Origin of the sequence: Amycolatopsis sp. lyj-108, assembly GCF_046549005.1 — a bacterium.
In the GTDB taxonomy this organism is placed as follows: Bacteria; Actinomycetota; Actinomycetes; order Mycobacteriales; family Pseudonocardiaceae; genus Amycolatopsis.
The window spans coordinates 411997-437943 of sequence record NZ_JAJPWQ010000007.1; the positions used below are offsets into that span (position 1 = coordinate 411997).

24 protein-coding genes are annotated in these 25947 nt (G+C 68.8%); 12 read left to right on the plus strand and 12 right to left on the minus strand.

The annotated features are described in order from the left end of the window. The first annotated feature begins 35 nt into the window (after positions 1-35). Both ACLJO0_RS26415 and ACLJO0_RS26420 read left to right on the plus strand, forming a co-directional pair. On the plus strand, positions 36-632 hold the full coding sequence (locus ACLJO0_RS26415; RefSeq protein ID WP_125787694.1) for a winged helix-turn-helix domain-containing protein: 597 nt from the start codon (positions 36-38) through the stop codon (positions 630-632). Next, positions 633-1376, plus strand: a complete 744-nt coding sequence (locus ACLJO0_RS26420; protein WP_410581125.1) for an SRPBCC family protein — start codon at positions 633-635, stop codon at positions 1374-1376. Here the strand turns inward: ACLJO0_RS26420 and ACLJO0_RS26425 are convergent. From ACLJO0_RS26425 to ACLJO0_RS26435, 3 genes are all read right to left on the minus strand, one after another. Next, positions 1369-1590 carry a DUF5703 family protein gene (locus ACLJO0_RS26425; protein WP_016334446.1) on the minus strand — a complete coding sequence of 74 codons (222 nt, stop codon included), beginning with the start codon at positions 1588-1590 and terminating at the stop codon, positions 1369-1371. The two genes, ACLJO0_RS26420 and ACLJO0_RS26425, sit on opposite strands and share 8 nt — an antisense overlap. Continuing rightward, positions 1587-2600, minus strand: coding sequence for a YncE family protein (locus ACLJO0_RS26430; protein ID WP_410581126.1), 1014 nt, complete (start codon positions 2598-2600; stop codon positions 1587-1589). Before ACLJO0_RS26430 ends, ACLJO0_RS26425 begins: the two co-directional genes overlap by 4 nt. A gap of 113 nt (positions 2601-2713) precedes the next feature. After that, positions 2714-3679: an aldo/keto reductase gene (locus ACLJO0_RS26435; protein WP_199746780.1), complete on the minus strand. Its 966-nt coding sequence runs from the start codon at positions 3677-3679 to the stop codon at positions 2714-2716. A 136-nt stretch (positions 3680-3815) separates the two neighbouring features. Between ACLJO0_RS26435 and ACLJO0_RS26440 the strand changes: the two genes are divergently transcribed. From ACLJO0_RS26440 to ACLJO0_RS26455, 4 genes are all read left to right on the plus strand, one after another. Then, positions 3816-4862: an LLM class F420-dependent oxidoreductase gene (locus ACLJO0_RS26440; protein WP_410581127.1), complete on the plus strand. Its 1047-nt coding sequence runs from the start codon at positions 3816-3818 to the stop codon at positions 4860-4862. Further along, entirely contained in the window at positions 4862-5701 is an 840-nt protein-coding gene (locus ACLJO0_RS26445) for an undecaprenyl-diphosphate phosphatase (RefSeq protein WP_410581129.1), read from the plus strand. Before ACLJO0_RS26440 ends, ACLJO0_RS26445 begins: the two co-directional genes overlap by 1 nt. A 107-nt stretch (positions 5702-5808) precedes the next feature. Beyond that, positions 5809-6519, plus strand: a complete 711-nt coding sequence (locus ACLJO0_RS26450; protein ID WP_410581130.1) for a histidine phosphatase family protein — start codon at positions 5809-5811, stop codon at positions 6517-6519. 103 nt (positions 6520-6622) lie between these two features. Continuing rightward, positions 6623-8665: a M3 family metallopeptidase gene (locus ACLJO0_RS26455; RefSeq protein ID WP_410581131.1), complete on the plus strand. Its 2043-nt coding sequence runs from the start codon at positions 6623-6625 to the stop codon at positions 8663-8665. Between the two features lie 54 nt (positions 8666-8719). Here ACLJO0_RS26455 and ACLJO0_RS26460 read toward each other — a convergent pair whose 3' ends face one another. Beyond that, positions 8720-9943, minus strand: coding sequence for an aminotransferase class V-fold PLP-dependent enzyme (locus ACLJO0_RS26460; RefSeq protein WP_410581133.1), 1224 nt, complete (start codon positions 9941-9943; stop codon positions 8720-8722). Here ACLJO0_RS26460 and ACLJO0_RS26465 point away from each other — a divergent pair. Next, entirely contained in the window at positions 9942-11324 is a 1383-nt protein-coding gene (locus ACLJO0_RS26465) for a PLP-dependent aminotransferase family protein (RefSeq protein ID WP_410581134.1), read from the plus strand. The genes ACLJO0_RS26460 and ACLJO0_RS26465 overlap by 2 nt on opposite strands. Before the next feature lie 18 nt (positions 11325-11342). Here ACLJO0_RS26465 and ACLJO0_RS26470 read toward each other — a convergent pair whose 3' ends face one another. Continuing rightward, entirely contained in the window at positions 11343-11972 is a 630-nt protein-coding gene (locus ACLJO0_RS26470) for a hypothetical protein (RefSeq protein ID WP_396556137.1), read from the minus strand. A 70-nt stretch (positions 11973-12042) separates the two neighbouring features. Then, positions 12043-13839 (minus strand): right-handed parallel beta-helix repeat-containing protein, encoded by a 1797-nt coding sequence (locus tag ACLJO0_RS26475; RefSeq protein WP_410581136.1) that lies wholly within the window; start codon positions 13837-13839, stop codon positions 12043-12045. Positions 13840-13927: 88 nt separating this feature from the next. On the opposite strand from ACLJO0_RS26475, the gene ACLJO0_RS26480 reads away from it, so the two are divergent. Next, positions 13928-14797, plus strand: a complete 870-nt coding sequence (locus ACLJO0_RS26480) for a TetR/AcrR family transcriptional regulator (RefSeq protein ID WP_410581138.1) — start codon at positions 13928-13930, stop codon at positions 14795-14797. A gap of 114 nt (positions 14798-14911) precedes the next feature. Continuing rightward, the gene (locus ACLJO0_RS26485) at positions 14912-16045 is read left to right on the plus strand and encodes an SWIM zinc finger family protein (protein ID WP_410581139.1); all 1134 of its coding nucleotides are present in this window, start codon (positions 14912-14914) and stop codon (positions 16043-16045) included. On the opposite strand, the gene ACLJO0_RS26490 is transcribed toward ACLJO0_RS26485, so the two are convergent. The 4 genes from ACLJO0_RS26490 to ACLJO0_RS26505 all read right to left on the minus strand — a co-directional run bounded on the left by ACLJO0_RS26490 (position 16028) and on the right by ACLJO0_RS26505 (position 21545). Further along, positions 16028-18475: a DUF6493 family protein gene (locus tag ACLJO0_RS26490; protein ID WP_410581140.1), complete on the minus strand. Its 2448-nt coding sequence runs from the start codon at positions 18473-18475 to the stop codon at positions 16028-16030. The genes ACLJO0_RS26485 and ACLJO0_RS26490 overlap by 18 nt on opposite strands. A gap of 316 nt (positions 18476-18791) precedes the next feature. Then, positions 18792-19817, minus strand: a complete 1026-nt coding sequence (locus tag ACLJO0_RS26495) for an NAD(P)-dependent alcohol dehydrogenase (protein WP_410581141.1) — start codon at positions 19815-19817, stop codon at positions 18792-18794. Then, on the minus strand, positions 19814-20530 hold the full coding sequence (locus ACLJO0_RS26500) for an iron-sulfur cluster assembly protein (protein WP_410581143.1): 717 nt from the start codon (positions 20528-20530) through the stop codon (positions 19814-19816). Before ACLJO0_RS26500 ends, ACLJO0_RS26495 begins: the two co-directional genes overlap by 4 nt. A gap of 1 nt (position 20531) precedes the next feature. Next, a complete protein-coding gene (locus ACLJO0_RS26505; protein ID WP_410581144.1) occupies positions 20532-21545 on the minus strand; it encodes an amidohydrolase family protein in 1014 nt (337 codons plus the stop codon). Between the two features lie 180 nt (positions 21546-21725). Here ACLJO0_RS26505 and ACLJO0_RS26510 point away from each other — a divergent pair, with 180 nt between their 5' ends. Further along, positions 21726-23168, plus strand: a complete 1443-nt coding sequence (locus ACLJO0_RS26510) for a helix-turn-helix domain-containing protein (protein WP_410581146.1) — start codon at positions 21726-21728, stop codon at positions 23166-23168. Between the two features lie 110 nt (positions 23169-23278). On the opposite strand, the gene ACLJO0_RS26515 is transcribed toward ACLJO0_RS26510, so the two are convergent. Further along, the gene (locus ACLJO0_RS26515; protein WP_410581147.1) at positions 23279-24118 is read right to left on the minus strand and encodes an NAD(P)-dependent oxidoreductase; all 840 of its coding nucleotides are present in this window, start codon (positions 24116-24118) and stop codon (positions 23279-23281) included. Positions 24119-24170: 52 nt separating this feature from the next. On the opposite strand from ACLJO0_RS26515, the gene ACLJO0_RS26520 reads away from it, so the two are divergent. Continuing rightward, positions 24171-24554: a MerR family transcriptional regulator gene (locus tag ACLJO0_RS26520; RefSeq protein ID WP_410581149.1), complete on the plus strand. Its 384-nt coding sequence runs from the start codon at positions 24171-24173 to the stop codon at positions 24552-24554. A gap of 12 nt (positions 24555-24566) precedes the next feature. On the opposite strand, the gene ACLJO0_RS26525 is transcribed toward ACLJO0_RS26520, so the two are convergent. Next, the gene (locus ACLJO0_RS26525) at positions 24567-25556 is read right to left on the minus strand and encodes a malate dehydrogenase (protein ID WP_396556151.1); all 990 of its coding nucleotides are present in this window, start codon (positions 25554-25556) and stop codon (positions 24567-24569) included. A gap of 150 nt (positions 25557-25706) precedes the next feature. On the opposite strand from ACLJO0_RS26525, the gene ACLJO0_RS26530 reads away from it, so the two are divergent. Beyond that, entirely contained in the window at positions 25707-25931 is a 225-nt protein-coding gene (locus ACLJO0_RS26530; RefSeq protein WP_410581150.1) for a hypothetical protein, read from the plus strand. Positions 25932-25947: the final 16 nt, after the last annotated feature.

Genomic DNA, 25947 nt, shown 5'->3' on the forward strand with positions numbered 1-25947 from the left:
TTGACAGTTTCTCTTTTCGGTGACACCTTCTTGCCATGTTCTCCGTTGCGGTGATCGAGGACGCGGAAGCGGCCGAAGTGTCGCTGGATCCCGTCCGGGCCCGGCTGCTCGCCGAACTCGCCGAACCGGCGTCGGCCACGATGCTGGCCGCGCGGATCGACCTGCCGAGACAGAAGGTGAACTACCACCTTCGCGCGCTGGAGAAGCACGGGCTGGTCGAGCTCGTCGAGGAACGGCGCAAGGGCAACGTCACCGAGCGCATGATGCGCGCGACGGCGTCTTCGTACGTCATTTCACCGACGGCGCTTTCGGCCGTGCAGCCCGATCCGGCCCAGTCGCCGGACCGGCTGTCCGCACGCTGGCTGCTCGCCGTGGCAGGCAGGCTGGTGCGCGACGTCGGCCTGCTGATCACCGGTTCGACCAAGGCGCGCAAACGGGTCGCGACCTTCGCGATCGACGGCGAGGTGCGGTTCTCGTCCGCCGCGGACAGGGCCGCGTTCGCCGAAGAGCTCACCGTCGCGATCACGAACCTGGTGAGCAAATACCACGACGAAGGCGCCGAACAGGGCCGCGACCACCGGATCGTCGTCGCCGTGCACCCGAGCGTCAAAACCGAGCCCGAGGAGCGCTGAATGGGCCACGAATTCGAGCTCACCGACCGCCTCGAGGTCGACGCGACACCGGAACAGGTCTGGGACGCCATCGCCACCGGGCCCGGGATCACGTCGTGGTTCATGGGGCGCAACGAGGTCGACGGCGGTGTCGGCGGCACCGTGAAGACCGCTTTCGGCGGCTACGAACCCACGTCGGCGATCACGGCGTGGGACCCGCTGGAACGGCTCGTCTACGGCACGGAACCCGGGCCGGACGGGCGATTCGTCGCCTACGAATTCCTCATCGAGGGCCGTTCCGGCGGCAGTACCGTGCTGCGGACCGTGACGAGCGGTTTCCTGCCGGGCGACGACTGGGAAGACGAGTTCGAGGCGATGACCGCCGGCGGCGAGCTGTTCTTCCGCACCCTGGTCGAGTACCTCAACGGCTTCGCGGGCAGGCGGGCGGTGCCGGTCACGGTGTTCGGGCCGATGATCGGGGACTGGGACAGCGCGTGGCTGAAGCTCGGCCGAGAACTGGGCCTTGCCGGGCGGCCGGAAACGGGGGACAAGGTCCGCCTGTCCACCGGCGCGGTGTCCACTGTGGACGGCGAGGTCTATTGCGCGAACGACCAGACGGTCGGGATCCGGACCGGGGACGCGCTCCTCAGGTTCGTCCGCGGCTTCGCCGGTCCGATGGTCGCGATGCATCACCTGTTCGGCGACGTCGACTCCGCGGAACAGGACGCGCTCTGGGCGGGCTGGCTCGACCGGGTGTTCAGGTGATGAGGCCGGGCAGAGGAGTGGCGGTGCGCTTGCGGCGCAACCACACCCTCCTGGTCCCATCGGAGTAGAGCCGGACGGTCGAGAGCTCCCAGCCGGCGAATTCGGCGTGGATCGACAGCTGCGTCGCCGCCGCCCGCCGGGAAACACCGGGAGGCAGCTGCAGCCGCCGGTACTCCCAATCCCCTTCGACCACCGCCTCGTCCACAACTGTCATGGCGTGATCACCTGGATCCCTTCTCCGATGGCCGAGCCGACGACCACGCGGCCGCTCTGCTCGTCGACGGTGACCGAATCTGGCTGCCGCACGGTGGGGAACCGGTGTTTCTCGATCGGCTCCCCGCCGCGGACGTCGAAGCCGACGACCTCGTTGCGTCCCGTGAGCGTGACCCACATGAGGCCGCGCGGGCGGTCGTAGGCGAGGCCGTACGCCCCGCCGGGAACGGGATAGCGCTGGCGCAGCAGCAACGGCGTCGTGGAGAACGCCAGCAGCGCGCCCGCGCGCGCGTCGGTGACGAAAACGCGTCCGAGATCGTCGGTGACGGCGTTGGCCGCGCCGTCGCCCGCACGAAGACCCTCGCCGATCTTGCCTTCGGTGAGGTCGACGGCGAACAAGGCGGTGCGCAGCTTGTCGAGCACGACCACGCCGTCGCCGGTGTTCAGCACGTCGTCGGCGCTGTAGATCTGGCCGGTGATGGTCTTCGGGCCCGCGTTCTTCGTCAGCACCTCGACGACCTTGCGGTCGCGGACGGAGACCAGCGTCGCGTCGCCGTCGGCGAGACCGGCCGACGGCTGCCCCGCGACCGGAACCGTCTCCAGCGCGCCACCTGGCAGGGAAACCTTCGCCAGCAGGCTCTTGCCGGGAACGCTGGCGAGCACCTGGGAGCCCGACACCGTGAGCCGCTCCGCAGGACCGGGCAAGGCCACGGTCGTCTTCGGCGCGTCCAGCGCGGCGAGATCGTAGATGCGCAGGGAGGGCGGCTCCGAGACGGCGACGACCAGCGTCTTGCTCGCCTCATCGGTCGCCAGCGCCTTCACACCCGGCCCGGCGAACACCGAACCGGCGGGTTTGGTCGTCACCGCGGGGGAGACCGCCGCGGTGACCGCGACGGGGTTCTGCACGATCTGCAAGGTGTCGTTCGGTGTGTCGTCCGAACTACAGGACGAGAGCACCAGGGCACCGGCGAGCGGGATCGCGATCCGGGAAACGGCGGACAGCCGACCCACCTTGGTGCCTCCACCTGCTACTCGTCGGACGGACCTGTCCAGCATCCTCCAGGAACTCCGCCACGTCACGTCTGCGTCACCCAACAGTCACCTAATCCAGTATTCGAGACGGCTCACAGGCCGCGTTCCGGGTATCCGACCTCGATCGCGCTGACGTCGTCGAGCGCCGAGCGGATGGCGGGCGGGAGCATGATGTCCTCGGCCGTGAGCGAGCCGGTCAGCTGACCGGTGTCACGGGCCCCGACCACGGGCGCGACCACTCCGGGCCGGTCGCGGACCCAGGCCAGCGCGACGGCCAGCGGCGAGGTCCCGAGGCCGTCGGCGGCCGTCGCGACCGCCTGCACGATCCGGGCCGCGCGTTCGGTCCGGTGATGTTCGACATAGCCCGCGAAAACACTCGAAGCACCGCGTGAATCGGCGGGTGTCCCGCTGCGGTACTTGCCGGTGAGCACGCCCCGGCCGAGCGGTGCCCACGGCAGGAGCCCGATGCCGTGGTGTTCCGCGGCCGGGACGACCTCGCGATCGACGCCGCGCTCCAGCAGCGAGTACTCGACCTGCGTCGAGACCAGCGGGGCGGCGGCGGAACTGCGGGCCGCGGCGGTCGCCAGCTGCCAGCCGGAGTAGTTGGAGACGCCGACGTAGCGGGCCTTGCCGCTGGTCACGGCGTACTCGAGGGCGCCGAGGGTCTCGTCGACCGGCACGGTGGTGTCCCAGGCGTGCAGTTGCCAGAGGTCGATGTGGTCGGTGCCGAGCCGTCGCAGCGAACCTTCGAGCGCGCTCAGCAGGGCACCGCGTGAGGCTCCGCCGCCGAACGGGCCATCGGTGCGGCGGGCGACGGCCTTGGTGGCGAGCACGATGTCGTCACGCGGGACGAGGTCGCCGAGCAGGGCGCCGAGGACGCGTTCGCTCTCGCCCTCGCCGTAGATGTCGGCGGTGTCGACCAGGGTGCCCCCGGCGTCGACGAACGCGACCAGCTGGCTGGCCGCCTCCTCCGAGTCGGTGTCGCCACCCCACGTCATGGTCCCGAGGGCCATCCGCGAGACCCGAAGTCCCGACCGGCCCAGCTGTCGCTTTTCCACGACGGGCGAGCCTAGCCGGAAGGCAAGTGGGTGACACGGAGCAGGTGAGCGTGTCGTCATCGAGTACCACCGGGTGGGTCATCGGCTGTCAACACCCTGAACGGAGGAGTGACACTCCGATGGATACATTCACGCCGTGCGACTCGGACTGAACTTGGGCTATTGGGGCGCGGGGAACGACGCGGCCAACCTGGCATTGGCGAAGAAGGCGGACGAACTGGACTACGCGGTCGTCTGGGCCGCGGAGGCGTACGGTTCGGACGCGCCGACGGTGCTGGCGTGGGTGGCGGCGCAGACCTCACGGATCGACGTGGGCAGCGCGGTGCTGCAGATCCCCGCGCGGACACCGGCGATGACCGCGATGACCGCCGCGACCCTGGACACGCTGTCGGGTGGCCGGTTCCGCCTCGGCCTCGGTGTTTCCGGCCCGCAGGTGTCCGAAGGCTGGCACGGGGTGAAGTTCGCGTCGCCGCTCGGCCGCACCCGCGAATACGTCGAGATCGTCCGTAAGGCGCTGAGCCGCGACCGGGTCCGCTACGACGGCGACCACTTCCAGCTTCCGCTGCCCGGCGGGCCCGGCAAGGCGCTGACTCTGACCGTGCACCCCGTGCGCGAAGAGATCCCTGTGTACCTGGCCGCCATCGGCCCGAAGAACCTCGAACTGACCGGCGAGATCGCGAACGGCTGGCTGCCGGTGTTCTACTCGCCCGAGCACGCCGGTGAGCAGCTGAAGCTGATCCAGACGGGGGCCGACAAGGCCGGGCGCTCGCTCGACGGCTTCGACGTCGTCCCCACCGTCCCGCTCGTGGTCGGGGACGACTGGGAGGCCTGCGCCGACGCTGTCCGCGGGTACGCGGCGCTGTACATCGGCGGGATGGGCAGCCGGGAGAAGAACTTCTACAACCAGCTCGCCTGCCGGATGGGCTTCGAACGCGAAGCGGCCGACGTCCAGCAGAAGTATCTGGGCAAGGACTACGTGGGCGCCATGGCGGCCGTCCCGCTCGAGTTCATCGACGCGACGTCGCTGCTCGGCCCTAAGGAGCGGATCGCCGACCGGATGCGGGCCTTCGCCGAGTCCGGCGTCACGACGCTGACCGTCGCGCCGTCCATGCCGGATCCGGAGGGCTCCGCACGCGCCCTGGAGATCGCGGCCGAAGCGATCGAACTGGCCGGTGTCGCCTGATGGGATGGTTCGAAGCACTGGTCCTCGGTCTCGTCCAGGGCCTCACGGAGTTCCTGCCGATCTCCTCCAGCGCGCACCTGCGGATCACCGCGGCGCTCGCCGGCTGGGACGACCCGGGCGCCGCGTTCACCGCGGTGACCCAGATCGGCACCGAACTCGCGGTCATCCTGTACTTCTCGACCAAGATCGGGAAAATCCTCCGCGCCTGGTTCTTCTCGATCTACAAGAAGGACTGGCGCCGCGACCCCGACGCCCGGCTCGGCTGGCTGATCATCGTCGGCTCGATGCCGATCGTCGTACTGGGCCTGCTGCTGCAGGACGCCATCGACGAAACCTTCCGTGACCTGCGGATCACCGCGACCACGCTGATCGTGTTCGGGCTCGTCCTGCTGGTGGCCGACCGCATCGGGAAGCAGCAGCGCACGCTCGACCACCTGACCGTGCCGCACGGCCTCGGCTTCGGGTTCGCGCAGGCGCTGGCGCTGATCCCGGGTGTCTCCCGCTCCGGCGGCACCACCAGCGCCGGGCTGCTGCTCGGCTACACACGCGCGGAGGCGGCGGAGTACTCCTTCCTGCTGGCGCTGCCGGCGGTGTTCGGGTCGGGCCTGTACAAGCTGACCGACATCGGCAAGGACGGCGCCCCGGCTCAGTGGGGGCCGACGATCCTGGCGACGCTGGTCGCGTTCGGCGTCGGTTACGCCGTCATCGCCTGGCTGATGTCCTACATCAAGACCAAGAGCTTCGTGCCGTTCGTGATCTACCGGCTCGTGCTCGGTGCCCTGCTGTTCGTGCTGATCTTCACCGGCGTCCTCGACCCCGGTGCGGGCCCGCACCTGTAACCCCCCACGCAATTCGTCACCTGCTTGCGGTGGTTGCCAGGCGCAACGATCGCAAGCAGGTGCCGAATTGCGTAGCAGGGCAAAGCACGGCACGTAGGGTGGGCCACGTGAGTACTGTGATCCTTCTGCGCCACGGCAAGTCCACGGCGAACGGTTCGGGTGTCCTGGCCGGGCGCACGCCCAAGGTCGGCCTGGACGACACGGGCCGGGCACAGGCGGCCGCGCTCGTCGACCGGCTGGCGCCGGTCCCGCTCGCGGAGCTGGTGGTCTCGCCGATGCTCCGCTGCCGTCAGACGGTCGCGAAGCTGGCCGAGGCGCGCGGGATGGACAAGGTCAAAGAGCCCGGCCTGTCCGAAGTGGACTACGGCGAATGGACCGGTCGCGCGCTCAAGGATCTGTTCAAGGAACCTCTGTGGCGGATCGTGCAGGCGCATCCGTCGGCCGCGGTCTTTCCCGGCGGCGAAGGGCTCGCCGAGATGCAGGCCCGGTCGGTCGCGGCCGTCCGCGCGCATGACGCCAGGATCACCGCGAAACACGGGGAAGACGCGGTGTGGCTCTTATGCAGCCATGGCGATGTGATCAAGGCGATCCTCGCCGACGCGCTCGGCCAGCATCTCGATTCCTTCCAGCGCATCGTCGTCGATCCGGCGTCGGTTTCGGTCGTCCGGTACACCGAGACTCGTCCGTTCGTGTTGCGCGTCAACGACAACGGCGGCGACCTGGCCGGTATCGCACCACCGGAACCGAAGACCAAAGCCAAGCGAGGCAAGGGAAAGCGGAGCTCCGACGCGGTGGTGGGCGGTACCACCGGAGCGTGACCACTCCCCGTCGGTGGCGTCACGCCACGGACGGCATCCACCGGCCCCTCGCTGCCCGTAAGGTGGCCAGACCAGCAGATTCGACGACCCGGGAGCAACACCGATGATTTCGCAGGACAACCCGTTCGCCGCGCCGAGTGAGCTGCCCTACGCCCTTCCTCCGTTCGACCGGATCGCCGACGAGCACTTCCTTCCCGCCTTCGAAGCGGGCTTGGCCGAGCACGCCGCCGAAATCGACGAGATCGCGAACTCCGCCGAGCCGCCGACCTTCGAGAACACCATCGTCGCGCTCGAGAAGTCCGGCAGGCTGCTGTCCCGCGTGTCCAGCGTCTTCTTCAACCTCGCCGGATCCAACGCGAACGACGAGATCCAGCGCGTGCAGGCCGAGATGGCGCCGCGGCTGGCCGCGCACGCCGACGCCATCAACCTGAACCCGGCGCTGTTCGCCCGGATCAACACCCTGTTCGAGCGCAGGCAGGAACTCGGTCTCGACCCCGAGTCGCTTCGCCTGCTGGAGCGTCACCACACCGACGTGCGCCGCGCCGGCGCCGGGCTTCCCGAAGCCGAGCAGAAGCGCCTGCGTGAGCTGAACGAGCAGCTTTCGACCTTGTCGACCAAGTTCCAGCAGAACCTGCTCAAGGACACCAACGAACTCGCCGTGGTCGTCGACGACGTCGCGGAACTCGCGGGACTGGGCGAGGCCGAGATCGCCACGGCCGCCGAGACCGCAGGCGAAGAGGGCAAGTACGTCCTCAAGCTGACCCTGCCGACGGCGCAGGCCGCGTTGGCCTCGCTGGAGGACCGCGCCTTGCGCGAGCGGATCTTCACCGCGTCGGTGTCCCGCGGAAACCGGGGCAACGAGTCGGACAACAACGAGATCGTGGCTCAGCTGGTCCGCTTGCGCGCGGAGCGGGCGGCGGTGCTGGGCTTCCCCGACCATGCTTCGTACGTCATCGAAGACGAGACCGCGAAGACCGCCGAGGCCGCGGTGGGCCTGCTCGAACGCCTCGCCCCGGTCGCGGTCGCCAACGCCAAGGCCGAAGCCGAAGAGTTGCAGCGCTACCTCGAAGCCGACATCCCCGGCGCGGTCCTGCGGCCGTGGGACTGGGCGTTCTACGCCGAACGCGTCCGCAAGGACCGGTTCGACGTCGACACCGCGGCGCTGCGCCCGTACTTCGAACTGAACCGGGTGCTGACCGACGGGGTCTTCTTCGCCGCGTCCAAGCTGTACGGCCTGAGCTTCACCGAGCGGGAGGACCTGCCGAAGTACCACCCGGAGGTCCGGATCTTCGAGGTCTTCGACGCGGACGGCACGGAACTCGGCCTGTTCCTGCTCGACTACTACGCCCGCGACTCGAAGCGCGGCGGCGCCTGGATGAACAACTTCGTCGACCAGACGAACCTCCTGGGCACCAAGACGGTCGTGGTGAACGTGCTCAACGTCGCCAAGCCGCCGTCCGGCGAGCCGACCCTGCTGACCTTCGACGAGGTCGACACCGCGTTCCACGAGTTCGGGCACGCACTGCACTCGCTGCTTTCCGGCGTCGAGTACCCGATGTTCTCCGGCACCAACGTGCCGCGTGACTTCGTCGAGTACCCCTCGCAGGTCAACGAGATGTGGATGCTGTGGCCCGAGGTCCTGGCCAACTACGCCAAGCACCACGTGACCGGTGAGCCGCTTCCGCAGGAGCAGATCGACAAGCTCCTGGCGTCGCAGCAGTACGGTGAAGGCTTCTCCACCACCGAGTACCTCGCGGCGGCCCTCCTCGACCAGGCGTGGCACGCGCTCGGCACCGAGGACCACGTCGAGGACGTCCAGCGGTTCGAATCCGAGGCGCTGACGAAGGCGGGTGTCGCGCTGGAGGCCGTGCCGCCGCGCTACCGCACCACCTACTTCGCGCATATCTTCAGCGGCGGCTACAGCGCCGGGTACTACTCCTACATCTGGAGTGAGGTCCTCGACGCCGACACCGTCCAGTGGTTCCGCGAGAACGGCGGGCTCACCAGGGAAAACGGTGACCACTTCCGCCGTGAACTGCTCGGCCGGGGCGGCAGCGTCGACCCGATGGCCGCCTTCCGCGCGTTCCGCGGCCGCGACCCGGAGATCGAGCCGCTGCTGAAGCGCCGCGGCCTCGCCGGGGCCTGATCCCTGACGGTTTCCCTGCCCGGACACCCCCAGTGCCCAGGCAGGGAAACCGCGTCAGGCGGCGAGTTCGGCGACGGCAGCGGCCACGTCGTCCACCTCTTGTTCCGTGTTGTAGTAATGCGGACTCAGCCGCAGGCACCAGTCGACGTCCTTGTCCCCGAAGTCGAACTGCGCGAACTCGCGATAGCTGAGCGCCGAGTTGATCCGCCGGGCGTCCATCGCCGCTTTGAACGGCACGGCTTCCCAGCCCTTGATCGAGAACGTCACCAGTGCGCCCAGCCGCGGGCCGCGGTCGAGCACCTCGACGCCCGCGATGGCGCCGAGTCCGTCCCGCAGCCTCGCCGCGAGCGCGGGGGTGCGCCGTGAGATCGCCTCCAGGCCGACCGCACGGGCGTACCTCGCGGCCGCGGCGCAGCCGAGCACCGTGGCGTACGGGAACTCCCATTCCTCGAACCGGGAGGCCGAAGCCGCGGGTTCGTACTCGCCGGGCGCGCTCCAGCGGGCGCCGTGCATGTCGATGAACAGCGGCTCGTGTCCTGCTTCGAGGAACCTGTCCGAGACGAACAAGAACCCCGAACCACGGGGACCGCGCAGGAACTTGCGGCACGTCGAGGTGAGCAGGTCGGCGCCGATCTCCTCCACGTCGATGGGGTACTGACCGACCGACTGACAGGCGTCGACGAGATACAGCAGACCGAGGTCCCGGCAATGCCGCCCGATCTCGGCGACCGGCTGGACCAGCCCCGAGTTGGTCGGAATATGCGTGGCGGCGACCAGTTTCGGCCTTCTCGCGCGCATCAGGGCCGCCATGGCCTCGACGTCGACACCGCCTTCCGGCGTGTCCGGCGCGTGCACGACCTCGACGCCGAACCGCTTCCGCAGGGACAGGAACGCGATCTGGTTGGAGATGAAGTCGTTGCGGGTGGTGAGCACGACGTCGCCGGGTTCGAACCGGATCGAGGACAACGCCGCGGAATAGGCGTGGGTGGCGCTCGCCGCGAAGGCGATGTTGTGCGGCCGCGCGTTGATGAGCGCGGCGATTTCGCGGTAGAAGCCGTCGACCTCGGCCGCACGGGCGGCCGCGGCCTCGTAACCGCCGATCTCGGCTTCGAGATTCAGGTGGTCGAGCATCGTCGCGAGTACCGGCTTCGCCAGCAGTCCGCAGCCCGCGTTGTTGAAATGGACGACCTTGTCGCTGCCCGGTGTGTCGGCGCGCAGTGCCGGAATGTCCAGTAGTGATTCCGTGCGAGGTTCAGTAGCACTATCATGTTCCTTCATGTCGGATAGTAGCACTTCCGCGCTTGCCCTCCAGTTGCGTTCGCTGATCCGCGCGGCGGCGGCAGGGGACCGGCTGCCCAGTAGTCGTGAGCTCATCGAGCGCTACCGGGTCGGCCCGGTGACGGTCTCGCGCGCGATCGCCCTGCTCGCCGCCGAGGGCGCCGTCGTGACGCGCCCCGGGAGTGGGACGTACGTGGCGACGAAGCCGTCGAGGGCGGGCGAACCGCTCGATACGGCGTGGCAGACCGTCGCACTGACCGACCGCAGCGTCGACACGAGATCCCTCACCGGCACCCTCGGCCCACCGCCGGACGGCGCGATCCTCCTCGACGGTGGCTATCCGCACCGGTCGCTGCAGGCGACCCGGTTCCTGAGCGCGGCACTCGCCAGGGCGGGCCGCCGTCCGGACGCCTGGGATCGCGCGCCCGCCGCCGGGCTGACCGCGCTGAGGTCAGTGTTCGCGGGACCGGCCGGTGCGTCCCCGGACGACGTCCTGATCACCGCCGGCGGGCAGAGCGGGCTCTCCATGGCGTTCCGGGCCATCGCAGCGCCCGGAAGCCCGATACTCGTCGAATCACCGACGTACCCGGGAGCGCTTGCCGCCGCACGGGCGGCGGGACTCCGCCCGGTGCCGGTGCCGATCGACGACGACGGGGTACGCCCGGACCTGCTGGCCGAGGCGTTCGCGATGACCGGAGCCCGGCTCTTCTACTGCCAGCCCACCTTTCACAACCCGACCGGCACCGTGCTCGCCCCCGAACGCCGCACCCCCGTGCTGGAGGTGGCGCGGGCGGCGGGCGCGTTCGTGCTGGAGGACGACTTCGCCCGGCATCTCTCGCACGGGACCACGGCGCCGCGTCCGCTGATCACCGACGACCGCCACGGCACGGTCGTCCACCTGACGTCGGTGACGAAAGCCGCCGCACCGAGCCTCCGGATCGGCGCGCTGATCGCGCGGGGGCCGGTCCTCGACCGGATGAAGGCGATCCGGCGGGTCGACGATTTCTTCGTCTCCCGCCCGCTGCAGGAGGCGGCCCTCGAACTGCTCAGCGCGCCTTCGTGGGAACGTCACGTGCGGAAACTGGGTGTGGAATTGCGGGAACGATGCGGAAAAGCCGCCGCGGTGCTGGCCGGGGAGTGTCCTGAGTGGACTGTCGCGCGGCTTCCCGAGGGAGGGCTGCATCTGTGGGTGCGGCTACCGGCGGGGAGCGACGCGAACGCGCTCGCCCGCACCGCGAGAGAGCGAGGTGTCGTGGTCGGGGCAGGGGAGCGGTTCTTCGCGACCGAGCCGTCCGGACCGTTCCTTCGGCTGGGCTTCGCCGCCGCTGCTGACATCGCCGAACTCACCGAGGGCATCCGACGGCTCAACCAAAGTGTATAACGACCTATACAGCGCGGCTCAGGCCAAAACCGCTTCCAGCAGCAGAAAAACCCCACCGCCGAGGACGACACCGGCGACCATGCCGACCGTGACCTCGGCCTTGGTGTGATCGCCGAGTTCGACGCGGGACCAGCAGACCCAGCCGACACCGAGGAAGACGAGTGCGAGCCAGGGACCGTAGACGCGGATCAGCATCACGGCCGCGCCGGCCGCCACCATCGCGTGCATCGAGATCTTGAACTTCCAGCCGAAGGTGATCGCGAGCGCGGCGACCAGGCAGACGAGTTCGGCGGCCGCGAGCGCGATCATCTCGTGCGGCGCGCCACCGGCGATCAGGACGACGAATCCGGCGGCCAGCGAGCCGATGCAGACCGCGAACGGGACGAGCCGTCCGGCCCGATCGGTGACATGGTGGCTGTCCCACTTGCCTTTCCGGGCGCCGCGCACGATCACGGCCATCGGGATCAGCGAGCCGGTGACACCGACGATCAGACCCCACAGCACCGTCTCGCCGAGGTGCTGACCGGTGACCTTCCAGGCGACGATCAGCGGGAGACCGAGCACCCAGACCCAGGGGGCGAGCACCTCGGTCGCGACCCGCGCGAGGTGGCGGCGGGTCCCTGGTGCTTCGGTGGACTGGGACGACATGGCGCGTGGTCTCCTCGGGGATCGTGGCCGGAGCGGCTCCTGCCGGACTCGCGTCCGGCAGGAGCGTCGATCATCGTCGCAGACCCCGGCGGCCCGCCCGCGCCAGGATGTCGGCGCCCGCCGGGACCGCCTTGATCGCCTCGTCGAAACTCTCCTTGGGCAGCAACGTGTTCCCGGCAACGGTCACCGTCTCGGGCGGGGTGTCGTAGCCGTCGGGAAGGACGTCCCAGAAGTTGCCGATGAAGGCGACGTTCTCCATCGGCGGACCCACTTGGAGGACGATCGGGGTGTCGGCTCGGTGGACGATGTTGCCGACGACGGTGATCCACGCGGCGCCGTAATCGGCGTAGAGGCCGAAGTTGTACGAGGTGAGGACGTCGCGGATCACGTTGCCGCGGACCATCGCCCCGCCGGCGAACGACGAGCCCTGCGGTGCCGAGAGGTAGATCCCGCCGCCGTCCATCAGCTTCCCCATGCTGCGTTCGACGAGGTTCGAGATCACCTGGATGCCACTGGCCCGCTCGCCGCCGGTGATCACGATGCCGTTGTGCGGAACGTCGTGGATCTCGTTGTGGGCGACGGTGGTTTCTTCGGACTCGACGACGAGGACGGCGGGGGAGCCGCGGTACTCGGTGGCGATGTGGTGGACGAGGTTGTCCTCGACGGAGACCCGGGTGCTCGTGTGGACGGCGATCCCGCTCCCCGAGATCTCGTCGAAGACGTTCGCCCGGATCTCGACGTCGGTGCCGTCCTCGATCAGGAGTGCCCCCGCGCCGAGCCGGGTGAAGTGATTGCCCTCCAGCGTGACCCGCTGGGCCGAGGTGAGGCTGACGTTGGCCGGCAGCTGAACCGGCTCCGCGGGCACGTGGACGTAGCCCACGTCCGCGCCGAGGTCGATCTTCTGGAATTCGCCCCGCTCGTGGCGGGCGTTGCCGTGATAGTGCAGGTAGCCGCCGGTTTTGGTGGGGCCGGACCAGGCCGCGTCGGTGAAGGTGAAGCCGCGCAGCACAAGGTCGTGCACGCCCTGTCCGCTGACGAGCGTCTCCAGCGCCGGGGCGACGACTCGGGTCTTGCCGATCTCCTCGCCGGGGCGCGGACGGTAGTGGAGGACGTGGCCCGCCGGGTCGGTGCTGACGGCGAAGGTTCCCGGCTCGGTCAGGAAGGCCACGTTGTTCTCGAGTACGGAAGGCGCGGCGAGGCCGTCCCAGGTGCCGTCTCCACCGGCGCCGTACCACTTGGAGTCGTAGAGGGACTTGGCGTTGTCGAAGGCGGGTTGGGCCATGGTGATCGTGGACGAAAAGGCGTCACCGGAGATCGACGCGACCGCGAGCCTGGCCTCGGACCACGGGTAGACGCCGGGGTACACGAACTCCAGTCCGGACGGGTCCGGCCACGCCTGCGGCTCCGCGCTGTCCGTGACGTAACCGGTCGCTGTTTTCGTCACGCTCCCCGGAAGACCGTTCGTGCGGGCCGCGCGTGTGGCGGGGCGGCCGTCGACGGTGAGACGTCGCGGTGCCAGGTCGCCGATGGGTGCCGTCCAGACGCCGTCGTCGCCAACGGTCCAGCCGGTGATCACGCGGCCACCGCTCACTTCGACCTCGGCCTGATCAGGTGTTCCGTAGCCGTGGACCTGGTAGATCACGCGGAAGCCGTTCATGCCGGAATCGCCGAGCGCGTCGTCGAAGGCAAGGGGTTCTTCGAGGTGATGGACGCCTGCCGTGAAGGTGACGATGACGTCGCCGGTCATCGCGGCGGTGACGGCACGGACCGCTTCTTGTGCTGCTTTCGGAGTGGCGAAAGGCTGATCGGCGGTGCCGGACCAGTCGTCTCTGCCGTCGGAGGACACGAAGAACCTGATTTCAGGCATGCTGAAGCGCTCCTGCGAGAGGTTTATGGGATATACTGAGGTTTATCACCTAAACACGTTCGAGTGATGAGAGTCAAGGAGTAGGTCGGTGGCGGAAGACGACACGCAGCCGGATCCGGAGCGCGCGATCGAGTTGCTGTGGGGCGCCGCCGAGCCGGAGCGGCCCGGCTTGAGTCTCGGCCGGATCGTCGCCGCGGCCGTCGAAGTCGCGGACGCCGAGGGGCTCGCCGCACTGTCGATGCGCAAGGTCGCGGAACGGTTCGGCACCACCACCATGTCGCTCTACCGGTACGTCCCCGGCAAAGCGGAGCTGGTGGAACTCATGCGTGACGCGGTGTACGGCGAGCTTCCTTTGGATCCCTCGGACGGGCTCGGCTGGCGAGCGGGCCTGGAACGCTGGGCGCGGCGTGCGTGGGAGATGTATCGCCGCCACCCGTGGCTGGTTCACAGTGCCGGAACCCGCCGTCTGCCGGGGCCGAACATCATGGCCGGATACGACCACGCGCTCGATGTGGCGGCTCGGAGCGGCCTGGCGCCGGCGCAGGTGATCGCGGTGGTGAACCTGGTGGGCGGATTCGTCGAGTCCGTCGCGCGTCAAGCGGGGGAGACCGCCGAACTCCAGCGGCGCACAGGTGTGTCCCATGAGCGCTGGTGGAGCGAGCGCGAGTCCCTTTTCGAGCGCCTGGACGGCTATCCGGCCCTGGAGAGGCTGTGGAAGGCCGGGGGAATGGACGTGCCGCTCGACCCCTTCGACTTCGGATTGCAGCGCACCCTCGACGGCGTCCAGGCGCTCGTCGACAGCCAGGGTAGTGAGGTAATGCGTGACGAAATTAGGGGAGGGGAGTGCGTCATGTGCGGTAAACCGCTGGATGGGGGAGGGCGGGGCAGGCCACGGGACTACTGCTCACGGGCTTGCCAACAGCGCGCTTACCGCAAGCGGCAGGCTCAGCCGGACTGATCTGGTCGCTTTGACGTGTATAACGAGCTATTCAGCACGGCATTAAACAAGATCAACTCTAATTAAATGATAAAACCCGCAAAGAGTGTCACAGGTCCTGGCTAGGGTTTCCAGGTGATCACTGAGGTCTTGCTGGAGCAGGTCGAGGAGGATGTCCGGACCCCGGTCCTCTTCAAGGGGTTCCTCGAACCCGGAGTGCAGACGGCTCAGGCGCTGCTCGTATTGGGGAAGGTCGCCCGCACCCGGTTCTGGATGCCACCGTCGATGGTGAACCGGCTCATCGCCGAGTCCGACCCGGTGTTCACCACGGACCGGACGGCACTGCGCGCGGAAGCCTTCTCGCCGTGCTGTGGGGTGTACGCCAGGCTCGATCTGCTCGACGTGGGGACTCTCGGCGAAGGCTGCACGAACGTCGATCTGTCCGACGCGACGCGAACCGTTCTGGCCGGTGTCGTGGCCCAGGATCCGTTGCATCTGACCGTTCGTGGCGACGGAATCCGCCTCCGCACGCTCGACGGGCAGAACGACGAGCCCCAGGTGCCACTGCCGGATCGCTGGGTCGCTGGGTTCGCGGAGGTCGCCGCTGTCACGGCGGGCGCGGTGAAGAAGGCTGAGCTCGACAAGCCTGCGACGCGGAATTTCCTCCGGCAGCTCCCGGCCACCGTCGGTCGGTCGTGGGTGGTGGCGTCCGGCAGGGTGCTCCGGCTGACGTCACTGTCAGGGCGAGACTCGGTCCCGGCGGCCGGGCTGCATCGGCTTCGGGTGATAGAACCGCTGATCCGGTTCGCCCAAGGGCTGACCGTCTACACGCGACCGGGCAGCGAGGTCGCGACCTGGGTGGTCCAGCTGGAGAGAGCGCGGCTCGTCGTCACGCTGTCCCCGGAGCCGTCTCGCGGCTTTTCGGGTGAAGGCGGCTGGTTGAACTCGCTGGCAGCATGCATTGAAGCTCCGGAACCCGTCGCGGGTCGCGCCGGTCACGACGTCGTCGACGGCGCCTGGTTCGCGCGTGCGCTCCCGAGCGGGCATGCGCCGGCGAACGGCCGGCTGGCGAAGGCCCGTGAGCTCGTCGCCGCCGGAGCCGTCCGGTCGCTGCCCGACGGTGGCTACGAGATCACACGCGCCGGCTCGGTGCAGCGGGTCCGGCTTTCGCCTACCGGGTGCACGTGCGCTTGGTGGGCCAAGCACCAGGAGACCCGGGGGCCGTGTTCGCATGTACTGGCCGCCCGGATGTCAGCGGTTGAGCCGTGACGCCGCATTTGCCGCCTTCGAACTGCCTTTGAAGCCCGCCAGCCATTCCTTCGTTTCGGCGCCGATCGTGCCCGCACCGCGTTCCACGAGATCTGCCGCGAGTTCCAGCAGTGCGAAGATGCCGCGATGGGAGGGCTCCAGCTTCGGCAGCAACGTGTCCAGTGTGGACAGAACAGCTACCGGGTGCTCGTTCGCGATGATCGAAAGTCGCGGAGCCAGCCGTGTCGTGATGAGGTGCGGGCCGAGTACGGCCAGGGCCGCGCCGAGTGCGCGGGGGCCGAGCAACCGCCGGTCCAGAAGAGTCAGTGCGGCGTCCGTGCCGAGTTGGACGGCGGTGGGGCGTTTCAGCGTGAGGCTGGTGGCGATGAGCACCGTGCCAGGGATGCCCGGGATCGAAGGGCTGTCCAGGAACTGGGGTAGTGCCGACTTCTCCACTGGATAGCCGAATTCGGTGTCGTTGGAGAACAGGGCTTCGGCGACGGCGGCTTCCAGGTGGTCCCGGTCGTAGGGTGAGGAGACCGCTTCGTGGCATTCCGTGAAGCCGAGCCACTCAGGGGCCGGACCGTCGAAGAGCACGCCCAGCCAGGGAGCTTTCTGCGGGATTGTTTCCGGGGACCGTCCGATCGTCAAGGAGCTCAGGCCGTAGCCGTCGGGTCCGGTCCTCGCCGTCCAGGCGAGGGGCGGTCCGGGTTCGCCGCGTAGCGCGGAGGCGGGATCGGCGGATTCGGGGTGCCGGGCCCGGGCGGCGGCGAGGGCGATCCAACCCGTGTCTTCGATGGCCGGGCCGCCGAGGGCGTAGCGGATGGCGTCGGTGTGCGGTCCGGTGAGTGCGGAGGCGAGCGCGAGAGCTTCGGGCCGGGTGTCCGGCGCGAGCCGGAGCAGCGCGTCGGCGACGTCGTCCTCGGCCGCGTCGGGGTGTTCGAGCATGCGGGAGACGAAGACGACGGGGTCGAGCCAACCGCCTCGGTGGGTGGCGGCGGAGACGGGGACGGCGGTGCCCTTGAGGAGGGCGGTAATCCGGTGGTGGAGCGGGCGTCGCCAGCCGTCGACCGGTGGCAGGTGCGGCGCGGCGCGCCCGGTGAGGCCGAGGACGAGGGTGGCGATCATCTTCGGCACGGCCGCGCTGTACTTCTGGTCGGCGATCCTGGTGGCGCGTTTCACCAGCGGTTCGAGGGCGTTCTGGAGTTCGCCAGCGACGCGGTGGGCGCCGTCGAGGGCGGCCAGGAGGAGATCTGCCTGGTCGGGGTCGGCGAGGAGGGAGGAGAGGGCTTCCGCGACGGCTGCGGGGGTGTCGGGGATTTCGAGCGGGTTGGTGAGCGTCTTGCTCTGGTCCCACGGTGGTCGCGTGGGTTCGGGGTATTCGGCGGTCTCGATGACCGGTGTGTCGTCCGGGGTGGTGCCGAGCCGTGCGGTGGCGAGGGCGCGGACGTCGGAGGCTTCGTGGGTGAGTGCCGCTTCGAAGACGTCGTCGGCGAGGCCGGTGAGGTCGGGTCGGCGGTCGGCGACGCGGCCGGCGAGTTTGAGAGCGAGTTTGGCGGTGGTGGCGCCGCGTCCCGCCGCCGCGGCGGGGAGGTGCTGGAGAGCGACTTCGTCGTCGAGCGCGCCTTGTTTGTCCACAAGGGAGAGTGCTTTGACGGCGAAGGAGACCGTGCGCGGGAGGCCGCTTCCGCAAAGCCGGGCGTAGTGGTTCTGAGCCGCTGTGCGCTCTTGCGGGGTGGGGGCGAGTGCTTCGTGGAGTGCGGCGTACCACTGGGCGCGGAAGGCGGCGAAGTCGCGGGAGAGGATGTCGAGGGTGAGGTCGAGGAGTCGGGCTCGGTCGACGTCGCCGGTGGCGGTCAGTTCGAGCAGCGCGGTGGACCACTTGTCCTCGTCGCGGACGTACTTGTCGAAGCCCGCGAAGCTGGCGTCGCCGCTGCCTTCGATCGTGAGCAGTTCCCAGAGTTCGGTGAGTGCTTCGGGTTCGGTTCGGAGGCGTTCGGCCAGGGGTTTCCCGTGGAAGCGTCCGGCCCAGCGGAACCAGCCCGCGTGGTATTCCGGTGTCCGGATGGGTTCGAGGTCGCCGTCGAGGATCATGCGGCGGATGGCTTCCCAAGCGGTCTGGTGACCGATCATGCGAAGGGCGATCGTCTTGCGGTCGGCGAGTGTCCGGTCCTGCAGGACGCGTTCGAGGATCGGGGGTGAGGCGATCCAGAGTTTGCGGAGCAGGGGGTCGCCGGCGGGGAGGACTGCCCAGAGGGCGGTCGCGGCCTGCTGGCCCCTGAGCGGGTTCCGGGCGCCGTAGGTGTTGGGCCGGATCTCGGTGAATTCGCTGCTGTCCTTGAACGCGGCCAGGAGTTCGGGGATGAGGGCTTTCCGCTCGGCTCGGGAGAGGTCGAGGGTCCGGGTGAGGACTTCGGAGGGTTGGCCGGTCAGAAGCGCGTCCAGGTGCACTGGGTCAATTTAGCGGCCTGACGGCTCGTGAGTGGTAATGACGGTTATTGAGGGGTAGGGCAAAGACCCAGATCACGCGAGTCACGTCCCCAAGCACGCGAGTCACGCCTTGCCGACCGGCCGCCGAGGTCACAGCCGTCCCACTACCACCAGGGACCACATCCGACGGTAGCGAAAGCCTCCTTCCCTACCGTCAGGGTAGGCAAGGAGGCCCTCACTACCAGGAGAACGCGTACGCAAGAGCGACACCGGCCCCGCACCACGACACGTTTGCCCTTCCCCTCAATAACCGTCCTCACCACACACTGGAGCGTTGTCAGGGAACGAGGATCGCCCGGCCCCGGATACGCCCGGCGTCGAGGTCGTCGAGTGCGGTTTGGAACTCCTCGAGCGGGTAGCGCGCGGTGTGGAGTTTCACGCGGCCCTGTGCGGCGAGGACCATGAGTTCGCAGAGGTCGGTGTAGGAGCCGACAAGGTTGCCGATCAGGTTGATCTCGGTGGAGATGACGTCGATGGTGGGGACGTCGATGTTCTCCCCGTAGCCGACGACGTGGTAGTCGCCCGCGCGGCGGAGCATGGCGAGGCCGTCCTTGGTGGCGCCGCCTTCGCCGACGAAGTCGATGACGGTTTCGGCGCCTTCGCCGCCGGTGAGGTCGAGGACCTGGTCGACCTGGGTGCCGTCGGCGATGACGCCGTGGTCGGCGCCGATGGTGACGGCGAGATCGAGGGCGTCGGGGTTGCGGTCGACGACGACGAGTTCGGCGGCGGTGAGGGCTTTGAGGACCTGGATGCCGATGTGGCCGAGGCCGCCGGCGCCGATGACGACGCAGCGGTCGCCGGGCCGGAGCCTGCGGGCGGCTTTCGCCGCGGCGTGGTACGCGGTGAGGCCCGCGTCGGCGAGGGCGGCGACGTCGGCGGGTTCGAGGGAGTCGTCGATGCGGACGACGCTGCGGGCGGAGGTCTTGAGGTACTCGGCGTAGCCGCCGGCGGTGTCGATGCCGGGAAACTGCGACTGGGCACAGTGGACGTCGTCGCCGGAGCGGCAGGCGCGGCAGAGGCCGCAGGTGATGAGGGGGTGGACGATGACCTTGTCGCCTTCGGCCACGTTCGTCACCGCGCTGCCGACGGCGTGCACCCAGCCGGCGTTCTCGTGGCCGATCGTGTACGGCAGGGTGACGCCGGATTTCTCGGCCCATTGGCCTTCGAGGATGTGGAGGTCGGTGCGGCAGACGCCGGCGCCGCCGATGCGGACGATGACGTCGTAGGGGCCGGTCGGTTCGGGTTCGGCGACCTCGGTCAGCTGGAGCTTTTCGTGGTAACCGATGACCTGGATCGCTTTCACGATGCGTGGACCTCCTGGGTTCGGGGTGTCTGGTCGGCGGCGGATTCCGGGTAGCGGGTGCGGAGCAGGCCGCGGCAGAAGTGGGCGTTGCCGTCGATCGAGATGCGGACGGAGCGGGCGAAGCGCAGCCGTAGGGGGACTTCTTCGCGGGGGTAGGGCTTTCCGTGGTCGTCGACGAGGACCGGCGCTTCCGGTGCGGTGTCGAGTCCGAGCGCGGCTCGGCGGCGCAGGAGCGCGTGGGTGGTGCGGTGGTCGGGAAGGTCGCCGAGCGTGATGTCGTGGAGCCCGTCCTCGGTCAGCTCGCGGTTTTCGCGCAGGAGCCGGGTGAGGGCGCGTTCCATGGCCGCGGTGCAGGCTTTGCGGCGGAAGGTGAGCCGGAGTTCGTCGAGGTCCTGTTCGGCTTCGTCGCCGAAGGTGCCGCGGTATCCGGCGTCGGCGGCGAGGCCGCGGTTGATGAGGTCGGAGTCGTGGTGGTCGTCGAGGACGACGTGGACCCGGGATACACCGTCGAGTGCGCTGAGGACGTCCTTGGTGTCGGAGGCCATGAGGTAGGCGAAGTTCGGTGAGCAGAACGACGTCGGGAGCCTCAGGTGGACGGTGACCTCGGTTCCGTCGACGGTGAGGGAACGGACGAAGCCGAGGTCGGTGATGGGTTCGTCGAGTTCGGGGTCGAAGACGGCGTGGAGTGCGGTGTAGGCGTCGTGTTCGCGCATGTCAGGCCACCGAGACGGCTTGGGTTTCGATGCGCCGGACCTGGAGTTCCTCTGGCACCGGGAGGTCGTACATCGCGGCGGCGTTGAGGCCGAGGATCTTGCGTTTCTGGTCGGTGGTCAGTGGCGCGTACTCGGTCATGTCCTCGGGGATCTGGAAGTCGACGAACCGTTCGACCAGCCATTTCGGGGTCCATAGCGCGTAGTCGCTGGAGAACTGGATGCGGTCTTCGTCGAGCCAGTAGAGGAGTTCGCCGATGATCTGGGCGAAGTAGCGCGGGCGGGTGTGGATGAAGGGCATCGCGACGGCGAGGCCGGCGTGGACGTTGGGTTCCTGGGTGGCGATCCAGCAGAAGTCTTCGAGCCGGGGGAGTCCGCAGTGTTCGACGACGAAGTCGAGGTCGGTGTAGTCGGTGGCGACCTTGTCGACGTCGGCGACGTCGAAGGCGTCGCGGTCGAGGGGGCGGATCGTGGGGCCCTTGTGGATGTGGATGTTGCGGATGCCGAGTTCGAGACACGCTTCCAGGTAGCGGCGGCACCAGGAGTCGTCGAGTTTGTAGCCGCGGGAGTCGTCCCGCCATTCCGCGGTGTAGAGCTTGACGCCCTTGAGGCCGAAGCGTTCGGCGTCGCGGCGGAGCTGGTCGAGGCCCGCTTGTTCGAGGCGTGGGTCGAAGCAGTGGTTGTAGGTGAGTTTGTCCGGGTGCTGCTTGGTGAGGGCGAAGGCCTCTTCGGTCTGCCCGAAGCCGGTTTTGTAGAAGGCGCCGAGGTGGGCGGGCTGAAAGATGGCGTGGTCGACGTAGCCGTCTTCGAAGAGGTCCTTCATCAGGCGTTCGCCGCCGTAGTAGAGGTAGTCCTCGTAGGGCCAGAGCTCGGCTTCCGGGCTGAGGTTGCGGTGGTAGTCGTAGAAGCAGTCGATGAACTGTTTGCCGTGGATGTTGGCCTGGTTCTCCGGCCGGGCGTCCCAGAGCGCGACGTGCGCGTCCACGATGAAGTAGCTCTCGCCGTCCTTGGTGTACATGGGTTTCCTCCGCGTTCGTGACCGCCGTTGGCACGTTGGGGGTGAACGGTAGGGGTGTCGGCGCAGGTCAGGGAGGCGCTCGGTGTCTCAGTTTGAGACACCGACGGTCCTGTGTGCCGGTGGCCGTGGACGTACGCTTGGCGGAAGTCCGAACGCACTGTGGCGTCCCGGGAGGTCGATGTGGAGAGCGCGAACGCGGTGATCGCGCCGCGGTTGCGGGCGTCTTGGCAGCGCAGCGCCCGGTACGGCGCGCCCGAGGACGAGGTGCGGCCGGTGTTCACCGGTTCGCTGGACACCGGTTCGCTGTTGTACGAGTGCGGCAACGAGGTGCTTCGGGGGTTGCAGGCGACGCTGGCGAACGAGCCGGTCAGCTTGATGATCACCGACAGTGAGGGTCTGGTGCTGAGCAGGTTGTGCACGGACGCGTCGATCGTCCGGTCGTTGGATCGGGTCCACCTGGCGCCGGGGTTCTACTTCGCGGAGAGCAACGCGGGGACGAACGGGCTGGGCTTGGCGCTGGCCGATCGCGCGCCGACGCTGGTGCGGGCGGCGGAGCACTATTGCACGGGTTTGCGGGGGTATACGTGTGCGGCGGTGCCGGTGCTGGATCCGCTGACCGGTGCACTGGCCGGGAGTGTGAATCTGACGACGTGGTCGGATCAGTCTTCGGAGTTGCTGCTGGCGTTGGCGCAGGCGGCGGCCGGGAACACGGCGGCGTTGATGCTGGCGCGGGCGTCGGGGCGGACTCCGCGGCCGGCGCCGCGTGGTGAGGTGTTCCGGGTGCATTCCGACCGGTTCGATCCGGCTGATGCCCCGAGTCTGTCGCCGGGCTGGTCGGATGCGCTCGATGAGGTGCGTTCGGCGTTGAGCCGCGGGAGGGTGGCCGCTGTCGTCGGTGAGACCGGGGCGGGGAAGACGGCGCTCGCGTCGGCCGCGCGACGGGCGATGCGGCCGAGGGACCGGGTGCTGAACGCGCGTCCGCCCGCGCCGGACGACGTCGACACGTGGCTGACGTTGTGGACTCCTGAGCTGGTCAAGGACGGGACGTGCGTGATCGTCTCGGGGGTGGACACGCTTCCGGCGTGGGCGGCCGCCGAGTTGGCCGGGTTGTTCGCCGAGGCTCGGCGGGAGGGTGAGCCGCCGCCGTTCGTGCTCACCGCGGCGGACGCCGGTGCGCTTCCGGAGGCGTTGGCCCCGCTGGTGGAGGTCGTGGTCGAGGTGCCGCCGTTGCGGTTCCGGCCGGATGACGTGCTCCCGCTGGCGCATCATTTCGCCCGCCGCGACCGGGGTCGTGAAGTCGTGTTCACCCCGGCCGCGGTGCGGGCGCTGACAGCCTGCGATTGGCCGGAGAACGCCAAGCACCTGCGCCGGGTGGTGCGGGAGGCGGCGTCACGGTCGGACGTGGTCGATACGCAGCATCTGCCGGCGGAGGTGTTCTCCGGGGTGGGGCATCGGTTGGGCCGGTTGCAGGCGATGGAGCGGGACGAGATCGTGCGTTGTCTCGCCGAGCCGGGGTCCACTGTGGTCGGTGCGGCGGAGAAGCTCGGGATGGGCCGGGCGACGCTGTACCGGAAGATGAACCAGTACGGCATCACGGCGCGGCAGTTCCGGTCCGGGTCGTGAGTAGGGGGTTCCAGGTAGCTGCGGCGGGCGAGTCGGGATCGCAGGTCCGTGAAGGACCCCTTCCCAAGAGGCTCGCCAGAAGCGTCCTTGCCACTCACGACCCCTGGCTTTCACTGGAGTGCGGCGAGCCTGGCGAACCCGTCGGAGCCGTGGCCGGTGTCGATCGCGTGCTGCACTTGGGCTCGGGCGGCGGTGAGGACGCCGTTGTCGAGGCCTTGCGCGCGGATCGCGTCGAGGATGTGGTCCATGGTCGCCGCGGTGGCTTCGAGGGTGCCCGCGTCGCCGGCGTAGTTCTCGGCGGCGACTTGCCCGGCGAGCAGGTCGATCATGTCGGGGAAGAAGCCGAGCAGCGCTTTCGCGTGTGCGGCGATGTCGGCGGCGCCGATGTTCTCCGCTTTGGCGAGCGCGAACATGTGGATCACGCCGCTCATGGAGGTCCAGAGCATGTCCTGCAGGGCCGCGTCGAACGCGGCGGCGCGGCCGGGGGAGTCGCCGACGTATTGGGCGTTCTCGCCGAGTGCGGCCAGCGTGGGGCGGTGTGTTTCGTAGACGTCGGCGGGTCCGCTGAAGAACAGGGCGGCGTCCGGGCCGCCGATGGCGTCGGTGGTCGCCATGATGACGCCGTCGAGGTAGTCGATGCCGTGTTCGGTGGCCCACGTCGCCATCGCGCGGGCTTGCCGTGGTGATCCGCCGCTGAGGTTCACGAGCGTGCGGCCTTTGAGTGCGTCGGCGTCGAGGATCGACTGTGCCACGGCGTAGTCGCGCACGCAGACGATCACGAGCGGGCTTGCCTCGATCGCCTTCGCCGGGGTTGTGGCGACGGTGGCGGCGAGGCCGTTTTCCTTGCCAGGGGTGCGATTCCAGATGGTGGTGGGGTGGTCGGCGGCGGTGAACGCGGTGGCGAGGGCGTGTCCCATGGGGCCGAGTCCGAGGACGGTCACGGTGGTCATGGCGGCTAAGCTAAACCTTGACATTGACGTGAGAGTCAAGTCTGGAGTGCGGATGCGGATCGGGGAACTCGCGCGGCGGACCGGCGTCAGCGAGCGCGCGCTGCGGTACTACGAGGAGCAGGGTCTGCTCACCCCGGAGCGGCGGCCGAGCGGTTATCGCGTGTACGGGGACGTCGACGTGGCGGCGGTGCGGCGGATCAGGATCCTGCTCGGGGCCGGGCTGAACACCGCGCAGATCCTGGAGATCCTGCCCTGCATCGTCGACGAGGACGGTTGGTTGACCCCGGATTGTCCCGAGCTGGTCGACGCCTTGCGGCAGCAGCGTGACCGGATCGACGCGGCGATCGGTGAGCTGGAGATCACCCGTACGAATCTCGACACGATCATCGGCAGCGAAAAGGCGGCCGCGTCCCGGGGGACACGGCCGCCTTCGTGAAGCGGATCAGGCTCAGATGAGGCCGAGCTTCTTCACCGCGTCGCGCTCTTCGGCCAGCTCGTTGACCGAAGCGTCGATGCGGGCGCGCGAGAAGTCGTCGATCTCCAGGCCCTGGACGATCTTGTACTCGCCGTTCGCGGCGGTGACCGGGAACGAGGAGATCAGGCCCTCCGGGACGCCGTAGGAGCCGTCGGACACGACCGCCGCCGAGGTCCAGTCACCCTCGGGGGTGCCGTTGACCCAGGTGTGGACGTGGTCGATCGCGGCGGAGGCGGCCGACGCCGCGGAGGACAGGCCACGGGCTTCGATGATCGCCGCGCCGCGCTTGGCGACGGTCGGGATGAAGTCGTCGGCCAGCCACTGCTGGTCGGTGATGACCTCGGTCGCGGGCTTGCCGGACACCTCGGCGTGCGCGATCGACGGGTACTGGGTCGCGGAGTGGTTGCCCCAGATCGCGACCTTCTTCAGCTCGGTCACCGGCACGCCGAGCTTCTTCGACAGCTGCGCGAGGGCGCGGTTGTGGTCGAGGCGGGTCATCGCGGTGAAGCGGTCGGCCGGGACGTCGGGCGCGTGCGCCTGGGCGATGAGGGCGTTGGTGTTGGCCGGGTTGCCGACCACGAGGACCTTGATGTCGCTCGCCGCGCCGGCGTTGATGGCCTCACCCTGCGGCTTGAAGATGCCACCGTTGGCCTCGAGCAGGTCGCCGCGCTCCATGCCCTTGGCGCGGGGACGGGCGCCGACCAGCAGGGCGACGTTCGCGCCCTCGAAGGCCTGCTTCGGGTCGTCGAAGATGTCGATGCCCGACAGCAGCGGGAACGCGCCGTCTTCGAGTTCCATCGCGGTGCCCTCAGCCGCCTTGACCGCCTGCGGGATCTCCAGGAGCCGCAGCTTCACCGGGGTGTCCGGGCCGAGCAGCTGACCGGACGCGATGCGGAAGAGCAGCGCGTAGCCGATCTGGCCGGCCGCACCGGTGACGGTGACGTTGACAGGGGCTTGGGTCATTGCGGTTCTCCAGCTTGAGGCGACATCGACTTGTACCGCGATGCTAGTCCTGTCCCGAGTCGCCGTTCGGGTGCGTCCAGTCACTGTTTTCTTGATCGATGCCGCCGCCGGGTGATCGGGCCCACGCTCTCCAGGGCGTCGAGGTGGTGGGTGGGCGGCCGCGAGCGCTCGCGCTGTCTCATCGGAATCGTCAACGCCGAATCCGCGAAAGCCTTTTCATATCGTGCGAATCGAATGGTGTTTTCCGGGCCGGATGGCGTTCTCATGCGCACCGGAAAACGGTTACAGACCATAATGTCATTTCATGAACCGATTGCCGTGCCGAATTGCGTCCGATCGGCGGGCGGCATCGTGAAGATCGTTTCGCTAACATGAGTCCGCCCAGTTCCCC

Bases quoted from the DNA above. Each gene is read 5' to 3' on its own strand.
- ACLJO0_RS26415 (WP_125787694.1), top strand. From the start codon at position 36: ATGTTCTCCGTTGCGGTGATCGAGGACGCGGAAGCGGCCGAAGTGTCG.
- ACLJO0_RS26420 (WP_410581125.1), top strand. From the start codon at position 633: ATGGGCCACGAATTCGAGCTCACCGACCGCCTCGAGGTCGACGCGACA.
- ACLJO0_RS26425 (WP_016334446.1), bottom strand. From the start codon at position 1,590: ATGACAGTTGTGGACGAGGCGGTGGTCGAAGGGGATTGGGAGTACCGG.
- ACLJO0_RS26445 (WP_410581129.1), top strand. From the start codon at position 4,862: ATGGGATGGTTCGAAGCACTGGTCCTCGGTCTCGTCCAGGGCCTCACG.
- ACLJO0_RS26455 (WP_410581131.1), top strand. From the start codon at position 6,623: ATGATTTCGCAGGACAACCCGTTCGCCGCGCCGAGTGAGCTGCCCTAC.
- ACLJO0_RS26465 (WP_410581134.1), top strand. From the start codon at position 9,942: ATGTCGGATAGTAGCACTTCCGCGCTTGCCCTCCAGTTGCGTTCGCTG.
- ACLJO0_RS26460 (WP_410581133.1), bottom strand. From the start codon at position 9,943: ATGAAGGAACATGATAGTGCTACTGAACCTCGCACGGAATCACTACTG.
- ACLJO0_RS26470 (WP_396556137.1), bottom strand. From the start codon at position 11,972: ATGTCGTCCCAGTCCACCGAAGCACCAGGGACCCGCCGCCACCTCGCG.
- ACLJO0_RS26475 (WP_410581136.1), bottom strand. From the start codon at position 13,839: ATGCCTGAAATCAGGTTCTTCGTGTCCTCCGACGGCAGAGACGACTGG.
- ACLJO0_RS26500 (WP_410581143.1), bottom strand. From the start codon at position 20,530: ATGCGCGAACACGACGCCTACACCGCACTCCACGCCGTCTTCGACCCC.
- ACLJO0_RS26505 (WP_410581144.1), bottom strand. From the start codon at position 21,545: ATGTACACCAAGGACGGCGAGAGCTACTTCATCGTGGACGCGCACGTC.
- ACLJO0_RS26515 (WP_410581147.1), bottom strand. From the start codon at position 24,118: ATGACCACCGTGACCGTCCTCGGACTCGGCCCCATGGGACACGCCCTC.
- ACLJO0_RS26520 (WP_410581149.1), top strand. From the start codon at position 24,171: ATGCGGATCGGGGAACTCGCGCGGCGGACCGGCGTCAGCGAGCGCGCG.
- ACLJO0_RS26525 (WP_396556151.1), bottom strand. From the start codon at position 25,556: ATGACCCAAGCCCCTGTCAACGTCACCGTCACCGGTGCGGCCGGCCAG.